General features: G+C 68.3%; 17 protein-coding genes and 1 other RNA gene. 10 read left to right on the plus strand and 8 right to left on the minus strand.

Going from position 1 to position 15,688, the window contains the following annotated elements; genetic code table 11:
- Positions 1–2: 2 nt before the first annotated feature.
- Positions 3–383 carry a heme-binding protein gene (locus A5782_RS14690; protein ID WP_197694229.1) on the minus strand — a complete coding sequence of 127 codons (381 nt, stop codon included), beginning with the start codon at positions 381–383 and terminating at the stop codon, positions 3–5.
- Between the two features lie 185 nt (positions 384–568).
- Between A5782_RS14690 and A5782_RS25560 the strand changes: the two genes are divergently transcribed.
- Positions 569–814 (plus strand): hypothetical protein, encoded by a 246-nt coding sequence (locus tag A5782_RS25560; RefSeq protein WP_082942934.1) that lies wholly within the window; start codon positions 569–571, stop codon positions 812–814.
- Between the two features lie 146 nt (positions 815–960).
- Positions 961–2,508, plus strand: a complete 1,548-nt coding sequence (locus tag A5782_RS14695; protein ID WP_067101158.1) for a CYTH and CHAD domain-containing protein — start codon at positions 961–963, stop codon at positions 2,506–2,508.
- Between the two features lie 10 nt (positions 2,509–2,518).
- Here the strand turns inward: A5782_RS14695 and rnpB are convergent.
- Positions 2,519–2,920: RNase P RNA component class A (rnpB, locus tag A5782_RS14700), an RNA gene on the minus strand.
- 109 nt (positions 2,921–3,029) lie between these two features.
- Between rnpB and A5782_RS14705 the strand changes: the two genes are divergently transcribed.
- On the plus strand, positions 3,030–3,740 hold the full coding sequence (locus A5782_RS14705; protein WP_067101276.1) for a 2OG-Fe(II) oxygenase: 711 nt from the start codon (positions 3,030–3,032) through the stop codon (positions 3,738–3,740).
- A 3-nt stretch (positions 3,741–3,743) separates the two neighbouring features.
- Here the strand turns inward: A5782_RS14705 and A5782_RS14710 are convergent, their stop codons facing one another.
- Positions 3,744–4,376: a bifunctional 2-polyprenyl-6-hydroxyphenol methylase/3-demethylubiquinol 3-O-methyltransferase UbiG gene (locus tag A5782_RS14710; RefSeq protein WP_067101161.1), complete on the minus strand. Its 633-nt coding sequence runs from the start codon at positions 4,374–4,376 to the stop codon at positions 3,744–3,746.
- A 46-nt stretch (positions 4,377–4,422) separates the two neighbouring features.
- Between A5782_RS14710 and A5782_RS14715 the strand changes: the two genes are divergently transcribed.
- The 4 genes from A5782_RS14715 (at position 4,423) to A5782_RS14730 (ending at position 8,491) form a co-directional block, all read left to right on the plus strand.
- Positions 4,423–4,998 carry a helix-turn-helix domain-containing protein gene (locus tag A5782_RS14715; protein ID WP_067101164.1) on the plus strand — a complete coding sequence of 192 codons (576 nt, stop codon included), beginning with the start codon at positions 4,423–4,425 and terminating at the stop codon, positions 4,996–4,998.
- A 47-nt stretch (positions 4,999–5,045) separates the two neighbouring features.
- Positions 5,046–6,224 (plus strand): cytochrome P450, encoded by a 1,179-nt coding sequence (locus tag A5782_RS14720; RefSeq protein WP_067101167.1) that lies wholly within the window; start codon positions 5,046–5,048, stop codon positions 6,222–6,224.
- A 49-nt stretch (positions 6,225–6,273) separates the two neighbouring features.
- Positions 6,274–6,468, plus strand: a complete 195-nt coding sequence (locus A5782_RS14725) for a ferredoxin (protein WP_067101170.1) — start codon at positions 6,274–6,276, stop codon at positions 6,466–6,468.
- 70 nt (positions 6,469–6,538) lie between these two features.
- Positions 6,539–8,491: an aconitate hydratase gene (locus A5782_RS14730; RefSeq protein ID WP_067101173.1), complete on the plus strand. Its 1,953-nt coding sequence runs from the start codon at positions 6,539–6,541 to the stop codon at positions 8,489–8,491.
- A 3-nt stretch (positions 8,492–8,494) separates the two neighbouring features.
- On the opposite strand, the gene A5782_RS14735 is transcribed toward A5782_RS14730, so the two are convergent.
- The 4 genes from A5782_RS14735 to cobC are packed head-to-tail and all read right to left on the minus strand — an operon-like array spanning position 8,495 to position 12,589.
- Positions 8,495–9,661 carry a bifunctional RNase H/acid phosphatase gene (locus A5782_RS14735; RefSeq protein WP_067101176.1) on the minus strand — a complete coding sequence of 389 codons (1,167 nt, stop codon included), beginning with the start codon at positions 9,659–9,661 and terminating at the stop codon, positions 8,495–8,497.
- Positions 9,658–10,395, minus strand: a complete 738-nt coding sequence (locus A5782_RS14740; protein ID WP_067101180.1) for a zinc ribbon domain-containing protein — start codon at positions 10,393–10,395, stop codon at positions 9,658–9,660. Before A5782_RS14740 ends, A5782_RS14735 begins: the two co-directional genes overlap by 4 nt.
- Complete coding sequence (locus tag A5782_RS14745) at positions 10,392–11,540, minus strand: Nif3-like dinuclear metal center hexameric protein (RefSeq protein ID WP_067101184.1); 1,149 nt, start codon at positions 11,538–11,540, stop codon at positions 10,392–10,394. Before A5782_RS14745 ends, A5782_RS14740 begins: the two co-directional genes overlap by 4 nt.
- Entirely contained in the window at positions 11,537–12,589 is a 1,053-nt protein-coding gene (gene cobC, locus A5782_RS14750) for an Rv2231c family pyridoxal phosphate-dependent protein CobC (protein WP_067101187.1), read from the minus strand. Before cobC ends, A5782_RS14745 begins: the two co-directional genes overlap by 4 nt.
- 81 nt (positions 12,590–12,670) lie before the next feature.
- Between cobC and A5782_RS14755 the strand changes: the two genes are divergently transcribed.
- The 3 genes from A5782_RS14755 to A5782_RS14765 are packed head-to-tail and all read left to right on the plus strand — an operon-like array spanning position 12,671 to position 14,722.
- A complete protein-coding gene (locus A5782_RS14755) occupies positions 12,671–13,393 on the plus strand; it encodes an HAD-IA family hydrolase (protein WP_197694230.1) in 723 nt (240 codons plus the stop codon).
- Positions 13,386–13,883 carry a low molecular weight protein-tyrosine-phosphatase gene (locus tag A5782_RS14760; protein ID WP_067101190.1) on the plus strand — a complete coding sequence of 166 codons (498 nt, stop codon included), beginning with the start codon at positions 13,386–13,388 and terminating at the stop codon, positions 13,881–13,883. Before A5782_RS14755 ends, A5782_RS14760 begins: the two co-directional genes overlap by 8 nt.
- The gene (locus A5782_RS14765) at positions 13,883–14,722 is read left to right on the plus strand and encodes an SURF1 family protein (RefSeq protein WP_067101193.1); all 840 of its coding nucleotides are present in this window, start codon (positions 13,883–13,885) and stop codon (positions 14,720–14,722) included. The genes A5782_RS14760 and A5782_RS14765 overlap by 1 nt, the downstream gene beginning before the upstream one ends.
- On the opposite strand, the gene A5782_RS14770 is transcribed toward A5782_RS14765, so the two are convergent.
- On the minus strand, positions 14,704–15,648 hold the full coding sequence (locus A5782_RS14770) for a cobalamin biosynthesis protein (RefSeq protein ID WP_082942935.1): 945 nt from the start codon (positions 15,646–15,648) through the stop codon (positions 14,704–14,706). The genes A5782_RS14765 and A5782_RS14770 overlap by 19 nt on opposite strands.
- Positions 15,649–15,688 lie beyond the last annotated feature (40 nt).

Below are 15,688 nucleotides of genomic sequence, written 5' to 3' on the forward strand. Positions count from 1 at the left end.
GGTCAGCGGCACCGATTCTGGAAGTCGGTCAACGGCTGGCGAATGCCCTCGAGGTCAGCGTGGGTCTGCGGGTTGGCATCCATGTACTCCTTCAGCTGCGCGCGCATGTCGTCGCGGGGCTGCCCCTTCAAACCGGTGAAGTACGCGTTGACGTCCGGGTGTGTGAACAGATACGCCGACGTCGCCGCGGCAACGCCCGACGACACCTGGGCCAGATCGGCTGCCGTGCAATTCGGTTGCGACGAGGGAGCCGGTTCCGGATCGTCCATCGGCCAGTCCGCGGCAGCCGAACCCGCCGTCGCGAACAGCATTGCCACACTGACCGCACCGGCGGCCATTGCGCCGGCCACGACTCGTCCTGCCGGGCGAACAAAAGACACCATGGAAACGCTCCTTCGTTCGGGCATCCGCAAGGGCGGCCATTATCCGTATCGCAAACCATAAGGGGTTTTCTCGCCGTGCATGCGCTGTTCGAGTGGCAAAGAATGCGGAGCCATTCTTCAATCTCGGCCCGTCCGCCACGCCGCGACGGCACAATGCATCAAGGGTGGCAGGAAGGAGACCGCAGATGAATCGGCGCCGCTGGTTTGCCGCAGTCCTGGCGTTCGCGGGCTTGGCCGCAACTTCCGGAATTCTTGTTGCCCCCCATTCCGCCGGTCGGGTGGAAGCGACGGTGTGCGTGGGCGCGGGCCGACGCATCTCGGTCAGTGGGTGCACCAACATCGCCGACAACATCGAACGTTATGTCCCGCCGCCGGCGGCTTATGCGCCACTGCCGGAAGACGACACGACGGCTCCTCCTCCGCCGCCGTAACGGCGGTCGCGACGGGCGCTTGAGTCACCCTCCGATCGATGGCGGTTCCGTCGCTTCGGTATGGCAGGCTATGGGTGCTCAATTCCCATCGTCCACCATGTTCACGGCCGCGCTGACGCGCCCGCGCGCCCCCAACGGAGCCGAAGATGCCTGCAAAAGCGCCTCAGCCCTCGCGTCATCTCGAGGTCGAGCGCAAGTTCGACGTGGTTGAGTCCACGGTGTCACCCTCGTTCGAAGGGATCGCCGCGGTCGCCCACGTCGAGAAGTCGCCGATGCAAACCCTGGATGCGACGTACTTCGACACGCCCATACACGACTTGGCGCGCAACAAAATAACCCTGCGCCGCCGCACCGGTGGCACCGACGCGGGATGGCACCTGAAGCTGCCGGCCGGACCAGACGCCCGCACCGAGGTGCGCACACCGCTGGACGCCTCGGGTGGAAACGACATCGTGCCCGACGAGTTGAGGGATGTGGTGCTGGCCATTGTCCGCGACCGTCCGTTGCAGCCGGTCGCGCGCATCACCACCCGGCGCGAAAGCCAGGTGCTCTACGACGCCGCAGGCACCGCGGTGGCCGAGTTCAGCAACGACCATGTCATTGCATGGTCTACCCGCGACTCCGAGGACACCGACGCCGCGCCCACCGAGCAGGAATGGCGCGAGTGGGAATTGGAGCTCCTCGAGGCCAGTGGGCTGTCCAACGGGACGGCCGGCGTCGAGCTGCTGAACCGGTTGAGCAATCGGCTGCTGGACGCCGGCGCGGCACCGGCCGGTCACGGCTCCAAGCTGGCGCGGGTGCTGGGTACCACGTCGCCACCCAACGGCGGTGCGCCGTCCGACGATCCGCTGCAACGCGCGATCGCCGAGCAAGTTCGTGAGCTGCTGGTGTGGGATCGCGCGGTGCGCGCCGACGCCTACGACTCCATTCACCAGATGCGGGTGACCACCCGCAAGCTACGCAGCCTGCTGCGGGACTACCAGGAGTCCTACGGGCTGCCCGAGGAAGGGTGGGTGCTGGACGAGTTACGCGAGCTCGCCGCAATTCTGGGTGTGGCGCGCGACGCCGAGGTGCTGGCCGAGCGATACGAACACGACTTGGACGGGCTCGCACCGGAATTGGTGCGCGGACCGGTGCGCGAACGTCTGGTCGGGGGTGCCCAGCGCCGCTACCAGACCGGGCTGCGCCGGTCATTGATCGCCATGCGATCGCAGCGATACTTCCGTCTGCTCGACTCCCTGGACCTGATAGTGGCCGAAACCCCCGGCGCCGCCACGGCCGAGGAACAGGCGCCGGTGACCATCGAGGCCGCCTACAAGAAGGTACGCAAGGCCCAGAAGGCCGCCGCCGAGGTCGACCGCGAACACCCCGACGACCAACACCAGCGCGACGAAGCAATCCATCGGATCCGCAAGCGCGCCAAGCGACTTCGCTACACCGCTTCCGCTACCGGCGCGGCCGGGGTGTCCGAACAGGCCAAGGCGGTCCAGTCGCTGCTCGGTGATCATCAAGACAGCGTCGTCAGCCGCGAGCATCTGCGCCTGGAGGCCGAAACCGCGCACGCCGCCGCTGAGGACACCTTCACCTACGGACTGTTGTATCAGCGGGAGGCCGACTTGGCCGACCGGTGCCGTGACCAACTCGACGACACCTTGCGCAAACTCGCCAAAGCGGTGCGCAAAGCGGGTCACTAGAAGCTGAAGGCGGACGAGTTGGCCTGTAAGCCGGATTCTGTTCCCCGCCGCCGCGCGTAAGCAACGGCGGCGCGGCGGCGACCATCCATCTGGACACACCGTCACCGGGTGCCTCGAGCGGCCTACCCGCAGGCTCGGGCGAGCAGCCCTCGAACGCCTGCGCGACCGCACCGGGGGTGCGGCCTTCTTGGCCTTGCTTCGGGTGGGGTTTGCCTAGCCACCCCGGTCACCCGGGATGCTGGTGCGCTCTTACCGCACCGTTTCACCCTTACCACCGCGAGGGTGGCGGTCTGTTTTCTGTGGCACTTTCCCGCGAGTCACCTCGGATTGCCGTTAACAATCACCCTGCTCTGTGAAGTCCGGACTTTCCTCGAACCGCCTTGCGACGGTCCGCGGCCGCCCGGCCAACTCGTCCGCGACGATCCACGGTACTACCTGCGGCATGCTGGGGCCAGCAACGCTCGAGCGTCCCGTCGGATCTATCTATGGTGAAGAGGCAGACCAACACCCGGGAGGCCGCGATGTCCCAGTGGAAAAGGCGTGTCGACACTGGCGATTGGGACGCCATCGCCACCGCGGTCGACGAATACGGCGGGGCGCTGCTGCCGCGGCTGGTCACGGCCGGCGAAGCGGCCCGGCTGCGCAAGCTCTATGCCGATGACGACCTGTTTCGGTCGACCATCGACATGGCGCCCAAACGCTATGGCGCCGGGCAATACCGCTATTTTCATGCGCCCTACCCCGAACCGATCGAACAGCTCAAACAGGCGCTCTACCCACGGCTGCTGCCGATAGCGCGCGATTGGTGGGGCAAGCTCGGCCGGGCCGCACCCTGGCCGGACAGCTTCGACGACTGGCTGGCGACGTGCCACGCCGCCGGCCAGAGCAGATCCACCGCCCTGATGCTGAAATACGGTGCGGGCGACTGGAATGCCCTGCACCGGGATCTGTACGGTGAATTGATTTTCCCGCTACAGGTGGTCATCAACCTGAGCAACCCCGACACCGACTACACCGGCGGCGAATTCCTGCTCGTCGAACAACGGCTGCGGGCCCAATCCCGCGGCACGGCAACACAACTCCCGCAGGGACACGGGTATGTCTTCACCACCCGGGAACGGCCGGTGCCCTCGGCCAGAGGATGGTCCGCGGCGCCGGTGCGCCACGGCGTCTCGGTCGTTCGTTCCGGCGAGCGCTACGCGATGGGCTTGATCTTTCACGACGCGGCGTAGGGGCTAACCGGTTCGCCGCATGACCATCAGGTTGTCGGTCATCGCTGCGACTTCCCCGTTCGGTCCGACCGCTTCGCGGTCGACGGCCTCGGTCCGCAGCCGCGTCCAGCGCGGTGCATCCAGGTGTAGCGACGCGAGGACCTCCTCGATGCCGGCGAAGTGGTGATCGTGATGCTGCGCCCATGGCGGGGGCGCTCCATGGTCGACGATCAACAGCACACCGCCAAGGTTCACCCGCTCGGCCGCCCGCTGCAGCACGCCGTCGCGTTCCAGTCGAGCCGGCGAGTGCAGATACTGGGCCGATACCAGATCGAAGGTCCCTTCCGGGAAGCTGTCGTTGAGGTCATGTCGCTGAAAGTCGATGTGTGTCAGCACGTTCCGCGCCAACGCCGCCTCGGTGGCGCGCTGCAACGCGGTGGCTGAGACGTCGACGGCCACCACGTCCCAGCCGCGCTCGGCCAGCCACAGCGCGTCGGCTCCTTCCCCGCAGCCTAGGTCGAGAGCCCGGCCCACCGGCAGGTCGGCGGCCACCTCGGCCAGGCGGGGATTGACCCGTCCGCTCCACACCCGCTCCGCCGAGCGGTAGCGCTCCTCCCAAAACTGCACAGCATCATCAGGTTTGCACGAATTCTCCACACCGCGAGCTTGCCTACCCGTATGCAGTTTGCCAAGCTGAATTGCTATGCAGGCAAAGACCCCGCCCGATATCGACCTCCAGGTGCGCCGGCGGCTCCGGGAACTGCGCGTGCAGCGCGGCTTGACGCTGCAAGAGGTAGGCGAGCGCGCCGGGATCGACGTCTCGACGCTCAGCCGCCTCGAATCCGGGAAACGCCGGCTGGCATTGGATCACCTGCCGCGGCTGGCCCGGGCGCTGTCGGTCAGCACCGACGAGCTGTTGCAGGCGCCGCCTACCGCCGACCCACGGGTGCGCGGCACCGCTCACACCCACCACGGCGTCACCTATTGGCCGCTGACCCGCCGGGGCCCCGCCGGCGGCCTGCACGCGTTCAAGGTTCGGGTCAGCGCGCGGCGCCGCACCCCGCCCGCCGAGCTGCCGGTGCACGAGGGCCAGGACTGGATGTATGTGCTCTCCGGGCGGATGCGGCTCATCCTGGGCGAGCGCGACTTCACCATCGACCCTGGCCAAGCCGTCGAATTCTCGACGTGGACGCCGCACTGGTTCGGGGTGGTCGACGGGCCGGTGGAAGCCATCGTGATCTTCGGACCGCACGGCGAGCGGCTCCACCTGCATAGCTGACTCATAAGACCATTGCCCAACAGGCAGGTCGGTGCCAGGCTGACCGGATGACCGAAGCCGAAAGTTTCGTCGACCAGGCGGTCACGGGGCTCGCAGAGCCGCAACCGATGTACAAGGCGCTGCGCGAAACCAGCCCCGTGTTCCGGTCGCCGCAGGCGGTTGTTCTCAGCCGCCTGGCCGACATCGAAATGGCGCTCAAACACACCGAGGTGTTCTCGTCGAACATGGACGCGGTCGATCTGGGTAACGTGCGGCCGCTGATCCCGCTACAGATCGACCCGCCCGAACACGCGAAGTATCGGCGCATCCTCGACCCACTGTTCACTCCGCGGGAGATGGTCCGGCGCGAGCCACGCGTCACCGAGCTGGTCAACGAGATGATCGATCGCTTCGCGGGCCGGGGCGAGTGCGACTTCCACGCCGAGTTCGCGGTGCCGCTGCCCTGCACGGTCTTTCTGCAGCTGCTCGGCCTGCCGCTGGACGACCTAGAGCAGTTCCTGGTGTGGAAGGACGGCGTGATCCGCCCCGCGGGCGACTCGGGTTTCGGCCGCCGCCACGAGAGCTCGGCGGGCGTGGCCCAACAAATCTACGAGTACTTCGACCGCGCCATCGACGATCACATCGCCCACCCCCGCGACGACGTGCTATCCGCAATGATCGCGGCGAACTTCAAAGACGAGGCCGGCCAACCGCTGTCGCGCGACGAGCTGCTCGACATCTGCTTCCTGTTCCTCATCGCCGGACTGGACACGGTCACCGACTCGCTCGACTGTTTCTTCGTGTACCTCGCGCGCCACCCCGATCATCGCCATCAACTCGTCGAGCAGCCCGACGTCCTGCCCAGCGCGGTGGAGGAGCTGTTGCGTTGGGAGACACCGGTGCCCGGCGTCGCTCGGGTCGCCATCCAGGACGTCGAGGTGGGCGGGTGCCCGATCAGCAAGGGCGAGCGCGTCAGCCCGTTACTGGGTGCTGCCAATACCGACCCGGCGGAGTTCCCCGACCCGGAGCTGGTGGACTTCACCCGCAACCCCAACCGGCACCGGGCTTTCGGCGGCGGTCCGCACCGCTGCCTCGGCTCGCACCTTGCCCGCATGGAACTGCGGGTCGCGCTGCGCGAATTCCACCGGCGCATACCGGATTACGAGATCAAGCCCGGCACCGAGCTGGCCTACACCGCCGCCCTGCGCTCGGTGGAGTCGCTACCGCTGGTGTTTCCGGTGCCATGACCCCCGCCGGCGACAATGCAGAGCGAAGCGATGAGGAGGAGCGGCGCCGATGACCCGCATAGCCGTCGACCCCGACCGCTGCGCCGGCCACGGGCGCTGCTACACCCTGGCGCCCGACGTCTTCGACGCCGACGAGGTCGGCCACTGCCAGGTGCTCGTCGACCAGGTGTCCGGCGAACTCGAAACCCAGGCCGTCACGGCCGAGCAGAACTGCCCGGAAGGCGCCATCACACTGGCTCGTTGAACGTCGGGCCGGCGACATCCGTCTGCTATCGAATCGGGCTAGAACACGGCGCACCGGGGTAACCCCGGGTATGGCCATGAACGTCGCTCACAAACTGATCAGCTCGCATCTGGAGTCCGGGCAGATGTCGCCGGGAGAAGAGATCGCGATCCGCGTCGATCAGACGCTCACCCAGGATGCGACCGGCACGCTGGTGATGCAGGAACTCGAGGCGCTCGGGCTCGATCGCGCCCGCACCGAGGTCAGCGTGCAGTATGTCGACCATAACCTGCTGCAGGGCGACGAGAAGAACGCCGAGGATCACGAGTACCTGCGCACCGCGGCGCAACGCTTCGGCCTGTGGTTCTCGAAACCGGGCAACGGAGTCTCGCACCCCACCCACATGCAGCGCTTCGGCATCCCCGGCAAGACGATGGTGGGCTCGGATTCCCACACTCCGGCAGCCGGATCGCTGGGCATGCTCGCGATCGGCGTCGGCGGTCTCGAGGTGGCGCTCGCGATCACCGGGCGCCCACTGCACATCCGCATGCCCGAGGTATGGGGGGTGCGGCTCGACGGTGAACTGCCCCAGTGGTGTTCGGCCAAAGACGTGATCTTGGAGATGTTGCGCCGCCACGACGTCAAAGGCGGGGTGAACAGGATCATCGAGTATCACGGTCCCGGCGTGACGACGCTGACGGCGATGGACCGCCACGTCATCGCCAACATGGGAGCCGAACTCGGCGCCACGACGACGGTGTTTCCCAGCGACGACGCCGTTCGCGAATTCCTGCGGGCCGAGGGACGCGAGGACGACTGGATAGAACTGCTGGCCGACGAGGACGCGGGCTACGACGTCGAGGACACCATCGACCTGTCGCAGATCGAGCCGCTGATCGCCAAACCGTCGTCGCCGGGCAACGTGGTACCGGTGCGCGAGGTGACTGGCGAGGAGATCGCCCAGGCGGTGATCGGCTCCAGCGCCAACCCCGGGCTGCGCGATTTCGCGATCGCGGCCGCGATGGTGGCGGGACGCCAGACGGCCCCGCAGGTCAGCTTCGACATCAACCCGACGTCGCGCGAGATCCTGGCCGACCTGACCAAGATGGGCGCGACGCTGGATCTGGTGGTGGCCGGCGCGCGCATCCACCAAGCAGGCTGCCTGGGCTGCATCGGCATGGGCCAGGCTCCCGCGGTCGGTCGCAACTCGCTGCGCACCATGCCTCGCAACTTCCCCGGCCGGTCTGGCACCAAGGAGGATGCCGTCTGGCTGTGCTCGCCCGAGACCGCCGCGGCCTCGGCGCTGACGGGCGTGATCACCGATCCGCGGGACTGGGCCAAACAGGAGCAGATGGAGTATCCGAAACTCGATCTGCCCGAGCGCAATTCCGTCAACACCGCAATGCTGGTACCTCCACTCGACGCCGAGGAGGCACAACGTGTCGAACCGGTGAAGGGGCCCAACATCTCCAGCCTGCCGGAGTTGTCACCGCTGCCCGACGAAATCGAGGCGCCGGTGCTACTCAAGCTCGGCGACAACATCTCCACCGACGAAATCTCACCGGCAGGCGTACAGGCTCTTCCGCTTCGGTCCAACATCCCGAAGCTCGCGATGTTCAGCTTCACCCGGGTCGACGACTCCTATCCGGAGCGGGCTCAAAAGGCCGGCGACGCTGGGCACATCATTGTCGCCGGGGACAACTACGGCCAAGGCTCCTCGCGTGAGCACGCCGCAATCGCACCGCGCTACCTCGGGTTGCGCGTGGTCATCGCCAAGTCCTTCGCGCGCATCCACTGGCAAAACCTGGCAAACTATGGAATTTTGGCGCTCGAGTTCGAAAATCCCGACGATTACGACTCCCTCGACCAAGACGACACCCTGCGCATCCAAAATCTGAACGCGCTCGAAGAAGAGGATGCCCTGCGGGTCGACAATGTCGGAAAGGACTCGTCATTCGCTGTACGGCATCGACTTTCGCCACGACAAGTCAAGGACGTGTTGGCCGGCGGCCTGATCCCACGACTCAACCAAGAGCAGGACTGACGTTTACAGATAGGCCGTCTGGTTGACCAGCCGCACCGAAGATGCTCCGTCGGAATAGAATTCGGCGATACTCAGCGATGCGAGGTCGAGGTGCAACCGGTACAAGATGCCGGGCCCGGCGTCCAGCGCCTCGCGCAGCAGCATCTTGATGGGTGTCACGTGCGACACCAACAGCACCGTCGTTCCTTGCTGTGCGGCGACGATCCGGTCACGAACCCTCGACACCCGACCGGCCACCGCGTCGAAGCTCTCACCGCCGGGCGGGGCGGTGCCGGTGTCGCGCAGCCAGCGGCCGTGCAGTTCGGGGTCGCGCTCGGCGGCCTCGGCGAAGGTGAGGCCCTCCCAGGCCCCGAAATCGGTCTCGATCAAGTCGTCGTCGACCGTCACGTCCAGGCCCAACGCCTTGGCGGCGGCCGCCGCCGTGTCGTAGGCCCGTTGCAACGGGGAGGCGAATACCGCCGAAATCCCGCCCCGCTGCGCCAGGTAGCGCGCCGCCGCATCGGCCTGCCGCCGCCCCATCTCGGTGAGCGCCGGGTTGCCGCGGCCCGAATAGCGCCGCTGCACCGACAACTCGGTCTGGCCGTGGCGCAGCAACAGCAGCCTGGTCGGGGTGCCACGCGCGCCGGTCCAGCCGGGCGCCGACGGGGAGGGCGCTGTCGCGGGCTCGGCCCTGGGCGGTTCGGGCTGGGTCCTGGGTGGTTCGGGTTCGGTCCTGAGCGGTTCGGATTGTGTCACCGGTCCGGACGTTTCCGTCGACCCGCCCGCCTCGGCCGCTGCGTCCATCGCCTCGTTGGCCAACCGATCCGCGTGTGTATTGCGCTCCCGCGGAATCCACGAGTAACTGATCCTCGCGAACCGCTGCGCCCGGCTTCTGGCCTGGGCGTGCAGTTCAATCAGATCGGGATGCTTGACCTTCCACCGCCCCGACATCTGTTCCACCAGCAGCTTGGAATCCAGATATACCGCGGCCTCGGTGGCACCCAGGTTCAGGGCATCGTCCAAACCGGCTATCAGACCGCGGTATTCGGCCACATTGTTGGTTGCCCGGCCGATGGCTTGCTTGGCCTCCGCCAGCACGGTGGCGCGGTCCTGGGTCCACACCACCGCGCCATATCCGGCCGGCCCGGGGTTGCCGCGTGAACCTCCGTCGGCTTCGATGACGACTTTCACTGATCAAATCCCTTGACGCGCAGCAGGATCGCGCCGCATTCCGGGCAGCGCACCACATCGTCATCGGCGGCCGCCGAAATGCGCGACAGCTCGCCGCGGTCGATCTCGATCCGGCAGGCCCCGCACCGGCGTCCCAACAGCTGCCCGGCGCCCGGGCCTCCCCCGGCACGCTGTCGTTCGTACAGGGCGGACAGCACCGGATCCAGTGCCGCACTCAGCGAGTCACGCCGCGCGGACTGAAGCTCGCGGGCCTCGCTGATTTCGGCGACCGCAGCGTCAAGGGCCTGGCGCGCGCCGGCCATCTCGGCCTCCAATGACGTGAGCGTCTGCTGCTCACCGTCCAGCTGGGATTGCAGCTCCTCGCGACGTTCCATCACCTCCAGCAGCGAGTCCTCCAGGCTGGTTTGACGGCGCTGCAAGGTCTCCAGCTCGTGCTGAAGATCCGACAGTTGCTTGGCGTCGGTCGCGCCGGACTGCAGCAGCGAACGGTCGCGGTCTTCGCGCTGGCGCACCGCGTCGATCTCCGCCTCGAGCCGCGACACGTGGGCATCGATGTCTTCCACGGCGATGCGCACGGCGGCCAGTCGGTCACTGGCGGCCTCGTATTCCACCTGCAACCGCTCGCAGGCCTCTTGTTCCGGCAGGTGCGTAGCCCGGTGCGTGATGCGGGACAGCTCGGCATCGAGTTTCGACAATTCGAGTAGCGAACGCTGCTGTGTTACTTCGGCTTTCATGGCTTCTCACCCCCGGACTCGTTGCCATCGTGCTCGACGTTCCAAGGGTCGGTGCGAATCGAGCTCACCCGCACCGGGAGCTCCGCACCGAAACGCGACCGCAACAAGCCGGCGGCCTGTTCACACCATGGGAATTCACTTGCCCAATGTGCCACATCGATCAAAGCCACATCGGAGGCCCGGCGGTGCTCGTCGGCCGGGTGGTGCCGCAGATCGGCCGTGACGTAGGCCTGCACTCCGGCGCGGGCCACGGCAGCCAACAACGAATCACCGGCGCCCCCGCAGAGCGCGACCCGCGACACCTGCATGTCGGGCTCCCCCGCCGCCCGCACCCCCCAGGATGTCTGTGGCAACGCCGCGCTCACGCGGGAGACGAAGTCGCGCAACGGTTCCGGGCGTGCCAGCGTCGCGATGCGGCCCAACCCGGCGTCGCCGGGCGGTGGCACCAGCGCGAAGATGTCGAAGGCGGGTTCCTCGTAGGGATGGGCGGCGCGCATCGCAGCCAGCACCGCGGCCCGGGAACGAGCCGGTGCGACGACCTCGAACCGGTCTTCGGCCACCCGCTCGACATTGCCCACGCTGCCCACCGCGGGTGAGGCACCTTCGTGCGGCAGGAACTGCCCGATACCGCTGACGCTCCAGCTGCAGTGCGAATAGTCGCCGATATGGCCGGCCCCGGCCGCAAACACCGCCGCCTGCACGGCTTCCGCGTTCTCGCTGGGCACGTAGACGACCCACTTGTCGAGGTCGGGTGCGCCCGTTGCCGGCTCCAGCACCGCCTCGACATCAAGGCCCAGCGCCGCGGCCAGCGCATCGGAGACGCCCGGGCAGGCCGAGTCGGCATTGGTATGCGCGGTGAACAGCGAACGCCCGGTCTGGATCAGCCGGTGCACCAGCGCACCCTTGGGGGTGCTGGCGGCCACGGTGTCCACGCCGCGCAACAGCAGCGGATGGTGGGCCAGCAGCAGGCTCGCGTGGGGAACTTCGTCGACGACCGCGGAGGTCGGGTCGACCGCGACGGTCACCGACTCCACCTGGTCGCCGGGGTCACCACACACCAGACCCACCGCATCCCAGGATTCGGCGAGCCGCGGCGGGTAGGCCTCATCGAGCACCGCGATGACGTCGGCCAGCGTCACGCTCACTGCCGCCTCCCGATGCTTTCCGTCGTGACCGCCTCCGAAATCGCCTGCACCAACTGCGGCCACTCGCGGCGCACCGCGGCCCTCAGGTACCGCTCGTCCAAGCCGACGAACGTATCACAGCGGCGAATGGCAATTCCCCTGTCATACAGATGCTTTCGTATCGCGACGGAGTCGGGTGTGCGAAACAGCACGAACGGGGCCCGGCCGTCGACCACCTCGGCGCCCGCCGACACCAGACCGGCCACCATCTCGGCGCGCAGCTGGGCCAATCGCGCCGCCCCGGCCGCCGCGTCGGCGACGGCCCGCGGGCCGCAACAATCCGCGATGGCCGTCAGTTGCAGCGTCCCCACCGGCCAGTGCGCCCGCTGGGCGGTCAGCCGCGCCAGCACCTCCGGGGCGCCCAGCGCGTAGCCCACCCGCAACCCGGCCAGCGCCCAGGTCTTGGTCAAACTGCGCAGCACCAGCACGTCGGGCAGCGCGTCACCGGCCAGCGACTGCGGCTCACCGGGAATCGAGTCGGCGAACGCCTCGTCGACCACCAGGATCCGTCCGGGCCGTCGCAATGCCAGCAATTCGTCGCGGGTATGCAGCACCGAGGTGGGGTTGGTCGGATTACCCACGACGACCAGGTCGGCGTCGTCGGGAACGATCGCACCGGCCAGGCCGAACGGCGTCTCCAGCACGACGTGGTGCACCGGCACGCCGGCCGCGGTCAGCGCGACGGCCGGCTCGGTGAACGCCGGTGCGAGGATCGCCGCGCGCTGCGGGCGCAGGTTGCTCAACAGGGTGAACGCCTCGGCCGCCCCGGCCAGCGCCAGCACCTCGTCGCGGGTCCGGCCGTGCCGCTCGGCGACCGCGTCCTGTGCGCGGTGAACGTCTTCGAGGCCGGGGTAGCGCGCCAGATCGGGCAGCCGCTCAGCGAGCCGTCGCAACAACCACTCCGGCGGTTGACCGTGGCGGACGTTGACGGCGAAATCCAGCATCCCGGGCGCGACGGCCTGATCACCGTGATAGCGCGCCGCAGGCGGGCTCAGGTTCAGACTCGCCATTCGTGAAACACTAGTGGGCCGTCCTGGCCGTGCGGAGCCACACCGTCGCACCCGGCTGCAGCCATCGAGGACAATGGTGAGGTGACAGGCACAACGTCAGCCGATCGCCAGGCCCCCGTCGACGCCGCCTCCTCGGGTGGGGCGCAGCTGGTGATCTTCGATCTCGACGGCACGCTGACCGACTCCGCGGAGGGAATCGTCGCCAGCTTCCTGCATGCGCTCGACCACATCGGCGCCCCGGTGCCGCCCGGCGACCTCGTCGCACAGATCGTCGGCCCGCCGATGGACGACACCTTCCGGGCCATGGAACTCGGTGACGAGGCCGAGAAGGCGATCGCCGCCTTTCGCGCCGAGTACGGCGCCCGCGGCTGGGCGATGAACGCACTCTTCGATGGGATCGAGGCGCTGCTGTCCGACCTGCGCGCCGCCGATGTCCGGCTGGCGGTGGCCACCTCCAAGCTGGAGCCGACGGCGCGGCGCATCCTCGCCCATTTCGGGCTCGACCAGCATTTCGAGGTCATCGCCGGGGCGAGTCCCGATGGTTCACGCAAAGCCAAGGTCGAGGTGCTGGCCCACGCCCTGTCGCAGCTGGAGCCGCTGCCCGAGCGGGTGCTGATGGTGGGTGACCGCAGCCACGACGTGCACGGCGCGGCCGCCCACGGCATCGACACCGTGGTGGTCGGCTGGGGCTACGGCAAGGCCGACTTTCCCGATCGCGCCGACGGCATCCGCACGGTCCGGGACGCTTCCGGCGTGACGCACGCCGCGACCATCGACGAGCTACGGAGGGCGCTGGGTGTCTAAGCGTGAGCCGCTGCACGTGACGTTCGTGTGCACCGGCAACATCTGCCGTTCGGTGATGGCCGAAAAGATGTTCGCCGACCAACTGCGCCGGCGCGGTCTCTTGGACGCGGTGCGGGTGAGCAGCGCCGGCACGGGCAACTGGCATGTCGGCGAGTGCGCCGACGAGCGGGCCGCCGACGTGCTGCGCGCCCACGGCTACGCATGCGACCACCGCGCCGCACAGGTCGACGCCGACCACCTGGGTGCCGATCTGGTGGTGGCCCTGGATCGCAACCACGCCCGGATGCTGCGGCATCTGGGCGCCGACGAGGACCGGGTCCGGATGCTGCGGTCCTTCGATCCGCGCACCGGTGCCCACACCCCCGACGTCGCCGATCCCTACTACGGCGACGCGGGAGACTTCGAACGCGTCTACACCGTCATCGAGGCCGCGCTGCCGGGCCTGCACGACTGGGTCGATGAACGACTCGCGCAGAACGGATCGCCGTGATGCGCCGCGTGGCCTTTCTGCTGCGTCCCGGCTGGATAGCGCTGGCGGTGGTGGTCGTCGCCTTCGCGTATCTGTGCTTCACGGTGCTCGCACCCTGGCAGCTGGGCAAGCACAACAGGACGTCGCAGGAGAACCACCAGATCGAATCCTCGCTGAACACCCCGCCGGTCCCGGTGAAAACCCTGCTGCCGCAGCAGAACTCAACAGCCCCCGGAGCGCAGTGGCGCCAGGTCACCGCCACCGGGCGTTACCTGCCCGACGTGCAAGTGCTGGCACGCCTGCGGGTGATCGATTCGAAGCCGGCGTTCGAGGTGCTGGCACCGTTCGTCGTCGACGGCGGGCCCACCGTCCTGGTCGACCGCGGCTACGTGCGGCCGCTGGAGGGCTCTCATGTCCCGCCGATCCCCCGCCCGCCCGCGCAGACCGTGACCCTCACGGCGCGGTTGCGCAACTCCGAGACCGCCGCCCTGAACAAGGATCCGTTTGTGGGAGACGGTGTGCAGCAGGTGTATTCGATCGACACCGAACAGGTCTCGGTGCTCACGAAGGTCCCGCTGGCGGGGTCCTACCTGCAGCTGGTCGACGGCCAGCCCGGCGGGCTGGGCGTGGTCGGCGTGCCCCAGCTGGACGCCGGCCCGTTCCTGTCCTACGGCATCCAGTGGATCGCGTTCGGCATCCTGGCCCCAATCGGGTTGGGCTATTTCGCCTACTCGGAGATCCGCGCCCGCCGCCAGGAGAAGCAACAGCGGCCCTCCTCCGCCACTGAGGCGGCGCCCACACCCGACGCGCCGCAAACCGTGGAAGCCAAACTCGCCGACCGCTACGGCCGCCGGCGGTAACCCGACAGTCCGGCCAGCACCGCGGCGCCCGCCTGCACCAGCGACGACAGCGTCACCGCGCGCCGAAGGTCGGTCACCGTCGGCTCGCGGCCATCGCCGAGTGTGGGCCGGATCTGCAGCTCATCGCGGTATTGCGTGGGACCGCCCAAGCGCACGCCCAGGGCCCCGGCGAAGGCCGCCTCGACGACGCCGGCGTTGGGGCTCGGATGACGGGCTGCATCACGGCGCCAGGCCCGCGCGGCACCGGACGGTGATCCGCCCACCAACGGGGCCAGCAGCACCGCCAGCGACGCGGTCACCCGCGCTGCGACGTAGTTGGCCACGTCATCCAATCTTGCTGCGGCCCAACCGAATCGGAGATAGCGCGGCGAGCGATAGCCCACCATCGAGTCCAGGGTGTTGATGCCGCGATACACCAGAACCGCCGGCACGCCACCGGCCGCCGCGCACAGCAGCGGCGCCACCTGGGCGTCGGAGGTGTTCTCGGCGATCGATTCCAGCGACGCACGGGTCAGGCCTGCGCCGTCCAGCGACGCCGGATCACGCCCACACAGCGACGGCAACAGCACCCGCGCGCCCTCGACGTCGCCGCGTCCCAGCAGTTCCGACATTTCCAGGCCGGTGCGCGCCAACGAGGTTCCGCCCAGCGACACCCAGGTGGCCGCGGCGGTCGCCAGGATCGACCACAGCCTGCCGCGAGGCTCGGCGGCCCGCTGCACCGCCAGGCCGAGCAGGCCCACCGCCCCGACCAACGCAACGACGTGGACCGCGCCGGCGGTGCGGCTGTCGCGGTAGGTCACCGGCTCCAGCGCGGTGGCGGCTTGGCCGAACACCGCGACCGGATGACCCCGTCGTGGGTCGCCCAGCGCGCGGTCGGCCAGGTAGCCGATCATCACGCCCGCGATCCGGGTCTGCGTCGTAACCACCTCGGCAGCGTCTCATACTGGAATCCATGAGACCGGTGCG

Source organism: Mycobacterium sp. 852002-40037_SCH5390672 (genome assembly GCF_001665875.1).
In the GTDB taxonomy this organism is placed as follows: Bacteria; Actinomycetota; Actinomycetes; order Mycobacteriales; family Mycobacteriaceae; genus Mycobacterium.